General features: G+C 58.1%; 10 protein-coding genes. 2 read left to right on the top strand and 8 right to left on the bottom strand.

The window, feature by feature from the left end; all coding sequences use genetic code 11:
- Positions 1–174: 174 nt before the first annotated feature.
- The 4 genes from HBN54_RS07615 to HBN54_RS07600 all read right to left on the bottom strand — a co-directional run bounded on the left by HBN54_RS07615 (position 175) and on the right by HBN54_RS07600 (position 4,228).
- The gene (locus HBN54_RS07615; protein WP_168672586.1) at positions 175–1,860 is read right to left on the bottom strand and encodes a hypothetical protein; all 1,686 of its coding nucleotides are present in this window, start codon (positions 1,858–1,860) and stop codon (positions 175–177) included.
- The gene (locus HBN54_RS07610) at positions 1,850–2,506 is read right to left on the bottom strand and encodes an RNA polymerase sigma factor (protein WP_168672585.1); all 657 of its coding nucleotides are present in this window, start codon (positions 2,504–2,506) and stop codon (positions 1,850–1,852) included. Before HBN54_RS07610 ends, HBN54_RS07615 begins: the two co-directional genes overlap by 11 nt.
- A 173-nt stretch (positions 2,507–2,679) precedes the next feature.
- Complete coding sequence (locus HBN54_RS07605; protein ID WP_168672584.1) at positions 2,680–3,441, bottom strand: shikimate dehydrogenase family protein; 762 nt, start codon at positions 3,439–3,441, stop codon at positions 2,680–2,682.
- Between the two features lie 124 nt (positions 3,442–3,565).
- Positions 3,566–4,228: a DedA family protein gene (locus HBN54_RS07600; RefSeq protein WP_168672583.1), complete on the bottom strand. Its 663-nt coding sequence runs from the start codon at positions 4,226–4,228 to the stop codon at positions 3,566–3,568.
- A 423-nt stretch (positions 4,229–4,651) separates the two neighbouring features.
- Between HBN54_RS07600 and HBN54_RS07595 the strand changes: the two genes are divergently transcribed.
- Both HBN54_RS07595 and HBN54_RS23955 read left to right on the top strand, forming a co-directional pair.
- On the top strand, positions 4,652–5,575 hold the full coding sequence (locus HBN54_RS07595; RefSeq protein WP_168672582.1) for a bestrophin family protein: 924 nt from the start codon (positions 4,652–4,654) through the stop codon (positions 5,573–5,575).
- 1,111 nt (positions 5,576–6,686) lie between these two features.
- Positions 6,687–9,080, top strand: a complete 2,394-nt coding sequence (locus HBN54_RS23955) for a T9SS type A sorting domain-containing protein (protein ID WP_210427969.1) — start codon at positions 6,687–6,689, stop codon at positions 9,078–9,080.
- Positions 9,081–9,241: 161 nt separating this feature from the next.
- Here HBN54_RS23955 and HBN54_RS07585 read toward each other — a convergent pair whose 3' ends face one another.
- From HBN54_RS07585 to HBN54_RS07570, 4 genes are all read right to left on the bottom strand, one after another.
- The gene (locus HBN54_RS07585; protein ID WP_168672580.1) at positions 9,242–10,072 is read right to left on the bottom strand and encodes a phosphosulfolactate synthase; all 831 of its coding nucleotides are present in this window, start codon (positions 10,070–10,072) and stop codon (positions 9,242–9,244) included.
- A 125-nt stretch (positions 10,073–10,197) separates the two neighbouring features.
- Complete coding sequence (locus HBN54_RS07580; RefSeq protein ID WP_168672579.1) at positions 10,198–11,595, bottom strand: tetratricopeptide repeat protein; 1,398 nt, start codon at positions 11,593–11,595, stop codon at positions 10,198–10,200.
- Between the two features lie 164 nt (positions 11,596–11,759).
- The gene (locus tag HBN54_RS07575; protein ID WP_168672578.1) at positions 11,760–12,782 is read right to left on the bottom strand and encodes an NAD-dependent epimerase/dehydratase family protein; all 1,023 of its coding nucleotides are present in this window, start codon (positions 12,780–12,782) and stop codon (positions 11,760–11,762) included.
- A 73-nt stretch (positions 12,783–12,855) separates the two neighbouring features.
- Positions 12,856–13,626 carry a tyrosine-protein phosphatase gene (locus HBN54_RS07570; protein WP_235955418.1) on the bottom strand — a complete coding sequence of 257 codons (771 nt, stop codon included), beginning with the start codon at positions 13,624–13,626 and terminating at the stop codon, positions 12,856–12,858.
- Positions 13,627–13,636 lie beyond the last annotated feature (10 nt).

Below are 13,636 nucleotides of genomic sequence, written 5' to 3'. Positions count from 1 at the left end.
GAAAAGGGTAGGGAAGAACCGGAGAAAAAAGAACGTCATGCCGAGCGCAGCCGAGGCATCTCGCGTGCAGCAGTAAACCAATCGCAAGAAAAGGATTACTACCACAAGCGAGATGCCTCGGTTGCGCTCGGCATGACGTTCTTAAGTTGTGCTTATATCATCAAGCATTCGGACCTACCGCCCAAACTCCACGCCCGCTTCCAGCCCGAAGCTATACGGGTGGCTCTGCGCGAAATAGCTCTGCACCGGATGGGCATTCATGGCCAGCAGGCCAATTTCAGCCACCGGGCCCATCGTGAAGGCCCACTTGCCCGTGCTGGTGCGGAACTGGGTGCCCGCCGCGCCGCGCAGGCTGCCCGTCACGCGGCGGTAAGGCCCGCCCGTGGAGGCGATGGAGTAGGTGCGGGTAGCTTCCGGGTCGCCTTCCACGTCACTGCGCACGCCCAGCAGGGCCGTTACCACGCCGCCCAGGCGGCCGTAGAGGCTCCAGCCGCGTTTCATGGGGTTGCTGTAGCGCACTTCCAGCGGAATGCTGCCCATGCTGTAGCGGAAATTGGTGGTATGCAGCGGGCGGCTGATACCGGCCTGGCCCAGGTCAAACAGCTGCTCGCCCACGAAAGATGCCGACGATGCCGACTGCGCCGTGGCTTGGGTGAATTCGGCCCCGGTGCTCAGCGACCAGTGGCCGCGCAGGTGGCGCGTGGCCAGCAGCGCAATGCGCTGGCTCAGGCCCGGCCGCAGGTTGTTGCGGTATTCGGTGGCGGCTACTTCGGTCAGGGTAGGGGAGTCGGTACCAAAAGCAGGGCCCCGGTCGTAATCGAACGACGGCTCGATGCCGGCCCGCGAGAAATTAACATTGGGATTGAACACGCCGGCGGTGTAGCTGGCCCCGTAGGTCCAGCGGTGCGCGGCCACAGCGGGCAGCTCATCAATCGGCACTGCGGCCAGCCCGTTAGGCAGGGTGGCGGCATTTGCCAGGCTTAGGGCCGTTTGGCGGGCCGCCAGCAGGCTCACTTCCTCGGGCGCAACCGTCGCGGCCGAAGCAGCAGTAGCCGCCAAAGAGGTTGTAGCCGTCGCGCTGCTGCCCATCGCGCCGGCCGTGCCGCCGCCCACGGCTGCCGAAGTGCCGGCCGCAGCGCTGCCCGCTACATCAGCCGCCGCCAGCATCCGTTCGGCCAGCTGGTTCACCGAATGCTCCCCAGCGCTCGGCTGGTCAGCAGTCGGGTTGGTGGCCGAAGCCGTCGTTTCGCTCGCCGCTACGGCTGCAATGGTTGCCGCCGCCGTGCCGCCACCCGCCGCCAGACCGGCCTGGCCCGCCGATTCAGCCGCCGGGCGCTGGCCCGCCGAGTAGCGAACTGTTGAAGCCGGCCCGAAGCCGGTGTACTTGCTGTTGGTAGCGGCTACGCCCGTCCCATTGGCGTAGCCCGGGCTGGCTGCCGGCGTAGCACTGCTGGGCTGGCTGGCCACTGGCGTATTGCTGCTGGAAGTGCCGGCTGGGCCCGCAACATCTTTCATGCCCAACGTGGCCGCCGTATTAGCGCGGCTCATGGGGCTGTTAGTTGCCGGCCGGCTGTTCGCCGCCATTTCTTCGGAAGTGCCCAGCACGCTGGTGCGGCCGGCCCACCAGCCGGTGCCGGCCAACGTGGCCAGCAGCAGGCTGGCCGCCGCCACCCAACGCGTAGCCGCGAGGCGACGGCGGTAGGTTTCGTTCTGCCGAATCAGCAGCGAATTATCAATCTGGTCCCAGAGCATAGGGCGCGGGGGCACGGCGGCCTCCTCGCCCAGGTGGTGGCGGAATAATTCCTCCAGGCTGCCGGTGGTTTTAGGAGTAGGGTTATTTTCGATAGGATTAGCGGACATGGCGGGTTGGGGCACCGAGGCGCTCCAGTTTAGTTTGTAGGATGACGCGGGCCCGGGAATATTGGGATTTGCTGGTGCCCTCGGTAATGCTCAATAATTCGCCGATTTCTTTATGGGTATAGCCTTCGATAGCATAAAGGTTGAAAACCATGCGGTAGCGCGGGGCCAGCTCCTGCACCATTTCCAGCAGCTCCTGAAAATTGAAATTGCTGAGGGTAAACTCTTCGCTGGACAGCGTTTCGGGGTAGTCGCCGTCGCTCACTGCCACCAGCGAGGCGTTGCGGCGGTGCTGGCGCAGGGCCGCGTTTATCATGATACGGCGAATCCAGAATTCCAGCGGGCACTCGCGCCGGAAGCTGGCCAGCGTGCGAAACACCGTCAGAAAGCCTTCCTGCAACACGTCCTCGGCCTCGAAGGTGGTTTGGGCGTAGCGTAGGCACACGGCCATCATTTTGCCGGCGTATTTGTCGTAGAGCAGCTTCTGGGCCAGCTGGCGGCCGCGCAGGCAGCCGTCAATCAGCTCGGCTTCGGTGGGTGGGCTGGTCACGGCTGTGCTGCGGCTGGCCGTGAGGCGTGGCGCGGCCGTGGGCTGGTCGGGCAGCACGTCATCGGCCCCAAATGCGAACCAAGTAAGAGCGCTGCTCATGCCTGTGCCCGGTAACCCGTGCCGGCCAGGGGAAGAAGGGTAGAAGAGTCCATTTTCGCTTGCATAGAAAGGCGTGTCAGTCAGAAAGTAGCCGGCCTGTGGCGGGCTGGCTCATGGGAGATGCACGCCCATTCCAAAAGGTTGCAAGAGCGATTATCAAGGAAGTTGATTTTTCATCGTCCCTCATTCTCTATACCCGGATTATTCCAGATATCCCAGGCCGCCTCAGCTTGCAGGCACAGCATCTCGAAGCCGTTTTTTACCTGTGCGCCAGCGGCCCGGCCTTTGGCCATAAATACCGTTTCGGCCGGGTTATACACCAGGTCATACAGATAGTGCTGTTCCGTCAGGGCCTCGTAGGGCAGGCGCGGGCATTCGTCTACCAGCGGAAAAGTGCCCAGCGGCGTGGTATTAATGATGAGCTGATGCGCGGCCAGCACCTGCGGCGTCAGGTCGTCGTAGGTGAGGCCGTGCCCCAGCGGGTTGCGTGTGACGGACCAGTAGGCAATGCCCAGGTCGTTCAGGGCCACGCTCACGGCTTTGGCCGCGCCGCCCGCGCCCAGTACCAGCGCCCGGGCTTCGGGCGTAGCCGGAAAAAACCGGCGCAACGATTCCCGAAAGCCCACCAGGTCGGTGTTGTGGCCGCGCAGGCGGCCGTCGGGCAGCCACTCAATCACGTTCACCGCGCCCACGCGGCGGGCCGAAGTGGCCAGCTCGTCGAGGTAGGGTACCACGGTTTCCTTATAGGGAATGGTCACGTTCAGGCCCGCCAGGTTGGGGTGGGCAGCCAGCAGGGCGGGCAGTTCGTCCACGGTGGCCAGCTCAAACAGCTCGTACGCATGGTCGGCCAGGCTCTGCGAGTAAAACTTCTGGTTGAAGTACGTCTGTGAGAACGAGTAGTTGAGGGTGCGGCCAATGAGCCCGAACTGACGCATAGAATCGAAATAGCAATGGAAAAGCAGTCTAAAGTAGCGCAAAAAGCCGTCCCGGATACGAAAATCCGGGACGGCTTGCTACTGGCAGCGCGGTGTAGCTGCGGGGGGCAGGGTCATTTGCCCGCTAGCGGGCCGGGGCATCGGCCGGGCCGGCCATCTTCCCTTTCACAAACGACCACAGCGGCGGCAGCACCGACAGCGCAATGATGCCCAGAATAACCAGCTCGAAGTTCTTTTGCACCACCTCGATGTTGCCAAACAGGTAGCCGGCCAGCGTAAGCACCACCACCCACAGTACCGCCCCCATAATGCTGTACGACGCAAAGTGGCGGTACGTCATGGTGCCGATGCCCGCCACAAAGGGCGCAAACGTGCGAACGATGGGCACGAAGCGCGCCATGATAATAGTTTTGCCACCATGCTTGGCGTAGAAGGCCTGCGTCTGGTCCAGGTATTTGCGGTTCAAAAACCGGAAGTCCTCGCGGAATACCCGGGGGCCCAGGTAGTCGCCCACGGCGTAGTTCACATTGTCGCCAATGAACGCGGCCGCAATCAGCAGCGGAATGATTATCCACACGTTCAGGCCGGTTTCGGGGCGGGCGGCCAGGGCGCCGGCCGCAAACAGCAGCGAGTCGCCGGGCAGGAAGGGGAATACGATAATGCCCGTTTCGGTAAAAATAATCAGGAACAGCACCAGGTAAGTCCAGGTGCCATAGTTGTGTACCACATCTACCAGGGTCTTGTCGAGATGAAGTAGAAGGTCGAAAAAGTGTTTGATAATTTCCATGCCGGACGTGAAGTGAGCCACAAAGAAAACCGGTTGCCGCCGAAACTGCTACGGCCACCGGGCATTGGCCACCCGAGCATCCGGTTTATTATTTTCTGCGGTTAGCGTCCCGAGTCTGTGGTTCTTACCTTTGCGGCCCGGTAGACCAGCCGGGTTTTTGACGTAGTATTTATTCGATATTTTTTTCAAGGCAAACAAAACCCGCTATTCTGGGTAGTGGGCATGTTATTAAGCCGTTAGAAGCCCCATTATACTGTTCAGGTTAGTATTAGGCGGCCAGAATATGGCATGACCTATGATAAAGCCTGCCGTAGTACCGCTACGGATTCGGCGAAAGCTCATTTTCACTATTCTACGGTGCGGCTGTGCAAGCCCAACCCCGGCAAATTATTTGCCGTTGCAGGACAAAATAATTCTTACTCAATGATTGTATATCAAGGCGGTGACTGGTGGCGGGCCTTGTGGCACTTTCATACTTCGGCCGTTATCCGCCTGTTGTTGAAGCGCGTGGCCCTGGTGGGCCTCTATGGTTCGGCCATTGCCGTTATCAGCCTCGATTTTCACACCCTCAATGTGCGTATCGGGCGCGAGTACCTGTCCATTTTGGGCATTCTGCTCAGCTTACTGCTGGTGTTCCGTACCAACACGGCCTACGACCGGTACTATGAAGGCCGCAAAGTCTGGGGCGTTCTGGTATCGCAGTGCCGGGGCCTGGCCATGGAAATGAATGCGCTGCTGCCCCGCGAGGCCAAATCCAGCCGCCGCTACTTCGCTGCCCTCATCTCCAACTTCCCCATTGCCCTCGAAGGCAGCCTGCGCAACCGCATGCGCTTCGATAAGATGGAGGCCACGCCCGACATCATCGAGCGCCTGCAAAAAGCCGAAAGCGTGGCCTCTACCATCATCGCCGTGCTCATGGAAAGCGTGGAGCAGCTGCGGCAGGTGCAGATTTTCGACCCCATCCACCTCATCAACATCAAGCAGCACTACCTGGCCATGATGTCGGTGAGCGGTACCTGCGAGCGCATCAAGGCCACGCCGATTCCGTATTCCTACAGTTTTTTCATCAAGTGCTACATCACCGTGTTCATTATGGTAATGCCCCTGGTTCTGGTCGATTCCTGCGGCTGGTGGATGGTGCCCGTCACCATGATTGGGGCCTACGCCATGCTGGGCCTGGAGATGATTGGCAACGAAATTGAAAACCCATTCGGCTACGACAGCAACGATTTGCCCATTACCCAGCTCTCCAATAAAATCCGGGTAAGTGTACATGATTTGCTCGGTGTGGAACTACCTGCCGAGAAAAAGGCTTTGGCGACCGTACCGTACAGCGTTGTTCATTAATCGAGGTTTTCTATGTGTTCAGCCAGTAATAAGTCGCATTCACATATTGCGATTAGCTTATGCCAAAAATAGCTTATTTGGACAGATTTGGCATTTGTTTAAATTTTCTCAGACTAGGTCAGACCTTTTTTTTACCTTTGCGTATATGCGGCTCGCCGTGTAATACGCGCTCCAAGCGTTTCATTATCTCTAACATCCAACCCTCCAATACATGCAAACATTAACCTTTACTCAGAAGCTGTTGCGACAGCGAGGCTTCCTCAGTTCTCTCATCCCGCTTTTTGCCTTGTTCTTGGGCTTGGGTGCTGTTCAGTCGGCGTCGGCTCAGACGCAGATTGTAAGCAACTCGGTAACAATAAATGTGCGCGGCACATCGGGTACATACGATACCCAAGCAGGTGTCGTTGGAGTTAATAACTTCTTTAACAAGGATTTCGGTACTTTTAGCACTTCTGATGTATTTCGGATTACTGGTGGTACTGTAAGCGTGCAGGAAGCTGCGGGTAGTGCTACATACACAACTGGTGAGTTGCTTTATCGTGTATTTGCAGGTAATTTAGGCACTACTACTACTGGTACAAATCCTGCTTTCACTTCTATTGACTTAGGTACTGGTGTACTTGATGCAGGTACTAATATTCGTACGTTCACCATTAGTGGTGCAGCCATCAACTTGCTTACTTCGGCTACAAGCTCCGTGACTCCTGGAACTTCGAACCGGTTTGATATTCGCTTTAGAGTAACTGATACCGATGATAACGCTAAGTCGTCGACTATCCGCAACTCCGTCTTTACTCTAGTTGCTCCACCTTCAAATGGTGTTACGTTCTCTGGTGAATCGGTTACTGTCGACCAAGGCAACGGTACTGTTAATTACCCCGGTACTGCTTTCAATGTTAAGTTAACTGACCAGAAGCCCGGCTCGACTTCGGCTCCGGCTTTCGATATCAACTCGGGTCAACTCATCCTGCAAGGCGGTACGCTCACGACGACCGAAACCGGCACTTTCGTTGTGAATGGTGCTAATTTGGACTATACGCTCTTTGACCCAAGTTTCAATCAGGTTAGCACAGGCACTTTGCAACTGGCTCAGCAAACGTCCAGCGGTGGCGTGCGCACTTTCTCCCTCGGCAGTGGCAATACCAACCTGATTAGCCTCGTAGCCAGCGCTGGCGTTGGTTACACCATCCAAGTAACGTTCCACGCCACTTACCAAGTAAATGGTACGGGCCTGCCGCAGCGCGCCAACGATAACAACTCGTATGCTGCCACTTTTGACGTAACCGGTACTAAAACCCCTGCGCCTACTGTACAAGGTAATACCATTGGTATCGCTCCGAACAACAGCGGCTCGGTTACATACAACATTAACCCCGCCGGGTCGCGCAACTTCGTTGGTGCTGACCTGAGTTCTGCGGCCAACAACGGCACTGCTTACGATGTGAACAACGGTCAACTCCGCCTGAACCTTACGTCCGTAACCACTACCGAAGCTGGTGCCAACACCATCAGCAACGTAGTGCTCTACTACCGTACCCGCTTGAGCGGTACTTCCGGCGGTGCTTTCCAGCCCATCAACCTCACGCAGTCCGGCAATACCGTCAACGGTGTGCGTACGTTCATCCTCGACCCCGGTGTTAACAACATTAACCCACAGCCCAACCTGATTGCTACCCCGGCTGTCACGGCTGCCGGCAACTATGTAGTTGATGTGTACTACCAGGCCAGCGGAACGAACTCGATTACGAATACCAACTTCACCATCACCGACCCGAACGGTGCTCCTGCCAACTACTACTCGGCCAACTTCACGGTGACCGGTACGCCAATCGCTCAGACTATCTGGACGGGTTCCATCAACGACAACTGGTTCGATGCCCGCAACTGGAGCGCTGGTGTACCAAATAAAACTACGAATGCACTGATTCGTGACTTGGGTGCCGGTAGCGCTGTTCCGTACCCGAACGTTAACTCTGACGTTGCGACGCCTACCTACAGCAACCTTAATTCGGGTCCGGCCGAGTGTCTCAACCTGATTATGGGTGGTACTTCGCAGGGTTCGCGTTCTATTACCCGCTTGGTGGTAGGCCAGCTGAAAGTATACGGTGACTTCGATAATAGCTTCGACAGCTTCATTCAGCGCGAAAACACCATTATGGAGTTCGCTGGTAGTGCAAACCAGACCATTACCGGCGGTTCGTTTGTTCGGGTTGATATCTCGGGCGGTGCAACTAAAGCAGTAGCTGGCATCATGAACGTTTCGGAAGCCATCAACTTCCTGACTCCTAGCGTTGGCGCTGTTAATCCCATCATTGCCAATCGTTACACCGCGCTCAATGCCAATGCTGGTGTTTTGACTACTGATATCCTTAAGCCGCTGTTGTCGGTAATTGTATTGGCTGACCGGGCTATCACAAATGGTAATAACGGTGCTCAGCTCAACGGCGAAACGGACTTCTCCTACCTCCGCGGTTTTGCCCGTACTACCCGCCAGGGTGTATTGGTAGGCGAAACCCGCACGTACGGCAACATGGGCATGACGCTGACATTTACCGGCACCAATAGCCCCGGCAATGTGGATGTGACTCGTAACACGGTAGAAGCCTATGCTCCGGTAAGCGGCCGCTTCGGCATCCGTCGTATCTTCGGCGTACGTCCTGGTGACCAGACGACCAATACTGGCGGCCTGATTGCTACGATGGTATTCCATTACCGCGATTCGGAAACGCAGGACCTGAACGGTGCTGACATCCGCACCCCTGGTAACAGCAGCATTCCAGAAGACCAGTTGACCATCTTCTATTCGAACAACGGTGGTGGTGCCTTCAGCCTGATTGGTCGCGATGGCCCGGTTGACCAAGTGAACAACAACGTTACCAAAACGGGTGTGACGAGATTCGCCACGTTCACGCTGGGTAGCACTGAAACTCCCCTGCCCGTTCGCCTCATGGCGTTCGACGCCAAGCGCATCGGCAGCGATGCCCTGGTGACTTGGCAGACGGCTTCGGAAGAGAACAGCAAAGGCTACGAAGTGCAGGTTTCGACCAATGGCACCGAGTACCGTACGCTGACTTCGGTTCCGAGCGCTTCGCCCAACACCACGCAGGTCACTACCTACAGCTATGTAGACAAAGAAGCCAACAAAACGGGCAAGCGCTACTACCGCTTGCACCAGCTTGACCTGGACGGCAAAGACGCTTTCTTCGCTCCGACCGTGGTTAGCTTCGATGGCAAGGCTCCTGCCTCCAACTTCGTAGCTTACCCCAACCCCCTCAATGCTGGCAACGAACTCCACGTAGCCCTGCAATCGGCGGCTACGGGCACGGCCAAGCTGTTGGTGACCGACATGACGGGCCGCACCCTGCAGCAGCAGAACGTGGTGCTGACCGGCGGTCTCACCGATGCTTCGGTAGTCGGTATGGGCGACCTGAAAGCTGGTATGTACCTGGTGAAAATCACCCTGCCTTCCGGCGAAGTGAAAAACCTGAAAGTGGTAAAGCAATAAGCTGCGCCACGGCTCCGGCCAATAAAAGAGCCGGTCTCCGCAGGGAGGCCGGCTTTTTTTGTAGATGCTGGTAGTCGGACACGCATAAAACAAAGGCCCATCATGCTCAGCATGATGGGCCTTTGTTTTATTGGTTGAAGCAGTAAACTAGCCGTGCTTCCCTAGCCGCGGGGCATCGAAGTGCCGGGCTTGCTGGTTTTGGCAGCCGGGTGGAACATGGGGTCCACGGCATCCATATCGAGGAAGTGCGAGAACGTGTCGCCACGCAGTCCCAAACGGATGGTTTCGAGACTCACTACCTCGTTGGGAGCAATGTTGCCCAGGTTCACGTTGGCACCCAGTAGCTTGATGAACCACACCTGCTGCGCTTTCTGCGGCGCTTCCCACAGGATTTTCTCCGAGGGAATCTTGGTCAGAATCTCCTCTACCAGACCCGAGCGTACCTCGCCGGTGCTGCGGAACAGACCCACGTTGCCGCCCTCACGGGCCTCGCCGATTACCTTAATGGCCCCGGCTTCAAGCTCGGTCTGCATCTGCGAAATCCACTTATAGGGCGGAATGATTTTCTCGGCGTCCTTCGAGCCTACTTCGCTCAGCACGCGCACGTACTTGCTCAGCTCGCGGATATACTCGCATTTACGCTCGTGGTCGAGGTCGATGCTGCCGTCCGATACCTCGGCATACTCCATCCCATAAGTGTCCAGCAGGCGCCGGTAATCGTCGAACTGGTTGCGAATGATGAAGGCTTCAAACAGCGTGCCGCCGAAGTACACCGGAATGTTGGCTTCGCGATAGATTTCGAGCTTACGCTTCAAGTTGGGCACTACGTAGGAAGTAGCCCAGCCCAGCTTTACCACATCGGTATAGGCTTCGCCTACCTCCAGAAAGTCTTCTACTTCGCGCAGGCTCATGCCTTTGTCCATCACCATCGTGTAGCCCTGCTCGCGGGGCTTGGGGGTGCGCTCCGGCAGTTGGGAGAGGTCGTAATTCATTAATGATAAGGGGGATAGGGTGAATTGGGGGAAAGCTTGCCCGCTCTAAAAAACGGGTGGCGCGAGCAAAGAAAAACCGCCCGTCGGCTGACGGGCGGTTACAAAAGTAGCGGTAAGCCGAAATTTTATTTCCGAAACTGCTCAATAAGGCGTTTCAGGCCCGGCTGCTCCCGCAGTTGGGGGAAGTAGTCGAACAGTGTGATGTGCTGCTCATAATTGAGCGTGAGGGCAGTTTCGAGGGTCTCGTAAGCCTCGCGCATTCGCCCATCGGCCAGCAGGTAAGCGCATAGCATGTAGTGAAAATGGGCTTCGTGCGGGTGCAGCTCCACGGCGTGGCGCACGAGGTCCACGGCTTCGCCGAAGTGGCCCTGCTCGTAGAGAATGGCGCTCCAGTTCACCCAGCCCTGCACGTCGTCGGGGGCTACTTCGGTGGCTTTCTCATAGGCCTCCAAGGCACTTACTACGTTGCCCACCTGGTTTTCGGCCGCACCCAGCGCCGACCAGTATTCGCCGCTTTCGGCATACAGCTCCGTCGCCTTGCGGAAATAATGAATGGCCTCGAACCAGCGCTCCTGCTCCTGCAGCAGCACGCCCTGACCAAACCAGGCCTCATCCATCTCAGGGTTCAGCTCCAGCGCCTGACGGTAGTACTTGCGGGCGGGCTCCCACTCGCGCAGCTTTTCGTAGCACTCACCAATGTTGCACAGGGCCTCATCGGTGGGCTCGCCGGGCGGGTAGGCCATCTCGAACTCCGGAATGGCCTTCAGGTACTCCTGCTGGCACACGAAGGTGTCGGCCAACCAGTGGTGGGCATCATAGAAATCGGCGCTGATGGTCACGGCGAAGTCGAAGGCCTCGGCGGCCTTCGTAAAGTCCTCGCGGCGGTACCAGTACTGGCCCAGGTTGTACCAGGCCGTGGCCGAGTACGGGTCGTCGTCGGTGAAGCGCTTGAAGAAATCCTCGTGCTCTTCCAGCCGCGCCGTAATATCCAGGCAGTGCAGGAGCTCCTGCACGCCGGTTTCGTTATCAGGGTTGAGGCGCAGGCTCTGCTTGTAGTGCTTGGCAGCGCTTTTGAATTTCTGCCAGCTCTGAAATGCCAGGCCGAGGTTGAAGTGAATGTCTTCGCGCTCGGGCTCCTGCTCCAGGCCAGTCCGGAAAAACTCTACAGCTTGGGCAAATTCGCCCCGCTGCGTGCTGATAATGCCGCGGGTTACGGCCACATCTGCATTGGTAGGGTCCAGGGCTGCTACGGCGTCAATCTGACGCTCGGCTTCGGTATAGTCGCCGCGCATAGCCGTCACTTGCGCCCGGTCAATCAGCAGCTCGGTAGAAAAGGGGTATTGGCCGAGGGCTGCTTCACAGGCTTGCAGCGCCTTATCAAACTCGGCACTCGTCACGTAATGGTCGATGATGTTCTCGAAGTCTTCCAGGTCGAAGAAAACAGACTCCTGCTGGGCAACCATGCGCTCGAAGCGACGCACGGTATCCAGCACGGTCCGGTGGTTTTCAAAATGTTCGTTCATGCGCATAAAACCGCAGTTAAGTGGATTAATCTGGTTTTGTGGATTATTGAATCCAACGGCCGGAACCGTTTGTGGCGTTACTCGCCGGAATCATTCCACTCCACTTTATCAGTACTCTATCAATAATAACAAATATTGGCCAAAACCGTGCAATCTGGTTGTTGCTAAGATACGATAACCGGTTCGAGGGGGCCGGGTTTCGCTCCCAGCTCGGCCGCGCACCACGCCAGGGTATCAGCTAACGGCCGGAATGTTAGGCCGGTAGCGCTTTGCACTTTGGCGTGGCTGTACACCACCGGTTGCCGGCCGGCCCGGGCAGTATCTTTGGTAATGAGCGGTCGCGCACCGGTGAGCACGGCGCGGGCGTGCTCCAGCCGCCAGATAATCTCAGCGGCCCAGTCGGGCACGGCCACGGTGGGGGGGCGGCGCTGCATGGCCGCCGCCGCCTGCCGAAAAAAGTCGGCCAACGGCACGGCCTCGGCGCTCAGAATATAGCGCTGGCCATAGGCCGCAGGCTGGTCGAAGGCCAGGGCCAGTAGCTGGGCTACTACGTCGCGCACGTCCACGAAATTGATGAGGCCGCGGGTGTAGAAGCGGTGTTGCTGGTGCGCGTAGCGTAGCAGACGGGTGCTGCTGCGGTGCCAGTCGCCGGGTCCCAGCACCACCGACGGGTTCACGATGACGGCTGATAGCCCCTCGGCCACGCCGCGCCATACTTCCAGTTCGCCCAGGTATTTGGAGGTGGCGTAGGCCGGATGCGCCGCCCCCAGGTCCCAGGAAGCTTTTTCGGTAACAGGTAGTACCTCGCCCGGAGCCGCAGCCGCGCCCGCAGCCGGCCCGCCCAGCGCCGCCACCGACGACACGTGCACCAGCCGGATGCCCGGCCGCTCCAGGCAGGCATCGACCAGGGCGGCGGTGCCCTGCACGTTCACGCTCAGCAGCAGGTCTTCGTCCTGCGGTGCGTACGATACCAGTCCCGCGCAGTGGAATACGTGCGTGACATCGGGACTGATGGCCACCCGCAACTGTTCGGTATCAAGCAGGTCGCCGGCCACCCACTCCACCCCGGGAGCACCGCCGGTAGGTACCGCGCCCCGGTGCAACGCGCGCACGGCCAGCCCCCGCTCCCGTAGCGCCCGCAACAGAAAAGAACCAATAAGGCCGGTGCCGCCGGTTACAAATATCATGAAATCAAGGATTAATGCCTGATGGCGAATAGGCAGGGTCAGCAGGAGTCCTCAACTGCCAACGAGCCATTGGTTAAAGCGTATTGTTCAGCAAAGGAAGCCGAAGCAGCTTTTCCATGTACGGCTGCACGAGCGTGCGCTGGGCCAGGGTATCGGTGTGGCGCAGGTGGTGGGTATCGGTGCCAACGAAATCAACCAGTTCACCATCAATCAACTGCTCGGCTACTTTTTTAGCGGCTGGTGAGTAGTAGCCAGACAGCGAGTTCAGGTTTACTTGGAGCAGCACACCGTAGTCGCGGCGCATCTTCTCGATTTCGGCAAAGCGGCCGTAGAGGTACGTATAGCGCTCCGGATGAGCCAATACCGGCTGGTAACCCTGCGCCTTCATCTCGAAAATGATTTCGAACAGGTTAAGCGGCTCGTTCATGTATGAGGTTTCGAACAGCAGGTAGCGCTTATCGCCGCCGAAGGTGAGCATCTCGGTCCCATCGGCCAGCTTCTGGCCCAGAAACTCGTCGAGGTAGTACTCAGCGGCACATTCGAGGGCTACATCTTGCAAGCCGGCAGCGGCAGCGGCCTCGCGCAGCAGCTTGAGCGCGGCCCGAATGCCTTCCGGCGTATTCTTGTAGAAGTCGCCCATGATGTGGGGCGTCATCACCAGTTTGCGGTAGCCGAGGTCGCGCAAGGCTCGGAGTAGGTCCAGGGAATGCTCCACCGTTTCGGCCCCGTCGTCGAGGCCCGGCAGCAGGTGCGAGTGCATATCGGTCGCCAGGGCTGCCAGCGTGGCCGGAGCCACCGAAGCGGAAGTCGCCCCGCCAAAAAGACGTTGCCAGAGCGAAGCCATTTATGATGTG

This window comes from Hymenobacter artigasi (assembly GCF_012275535.1).
GTDB lineage: Bacteria > Bacteroidota > Bacteroidia > Cytophagales > Hymenobacteraceae > Hymenobacter > Hymenobacter artigasi.
The sequence above is the reverse complement of the archived record's forward strand: the minus strand, read 5'-3'. Positions and strand labels throughout refer to the sequence as shown.

Coding starts and splice junctions, on each gene's coding strand:
- HBN54_RS07615 (WP_168672586.1), bottom strand. CDS start 1,860: ATGTCCGCTAATCCTATCGAAAATAACCCTACTCCTAAAACCACCGGC.
- HBN54_RS07610 (WP_168672585.1), bottom strand. CDS start 2,506: ATGAGCAGCGCTCTTACTTGGTTCGCATTTGGGGCCGATGACGTGCTG.
- HBN54_RS07605 (WP_168672584.1), bottom strand. CDS start 3,441: ATGCGTCAGTTCGGGCTCATTGGCCGCACCCTCAACTACTCGTTCTCA.
- HBN54_RS07600 (WP_168672583.1), bottom strand. CDS start 4,228: ATGGAAATTATCAAACACTTTTTCGACCTTCTACTTCATCTCGACAAG.
- HBN54_RS07595 (WP_168672582.1), top strand. CDS start 4,652: ATGATTGTATATCAAGGCGGTGACTGGTGGCGGGCCTTGTGGCACTTT.
- HBN54_RS07585 (WP_168672580.1), bottom strand. CDS start 10,072: ATGAATTACGACCTCTCCCAACTGCCGGAGCGCACCCCCAAGCCCCGC.
- HBN54_RS07580 (WP_168672579.1), bottom strand. CDS start 11,595: ATGAACGAACATTTTGAAAACCACCGGACCGTGCTGGATACCGTGCGT.
- HBN54_RS07575 (WP_168672578.1), bottom strand. CDS start 12,782: ATGATATTTGTAACCGGCGGCACCGGCCTTATTGGTTCTTTTCTGTTG.
- HBN54_RS07570 (WP_235955418.1), bottom strand. CDS start 13,626: ATGGCTTCGCTCTGGCAACGTCTTTTTGGCGGGGCGACTTCCGCTTCG.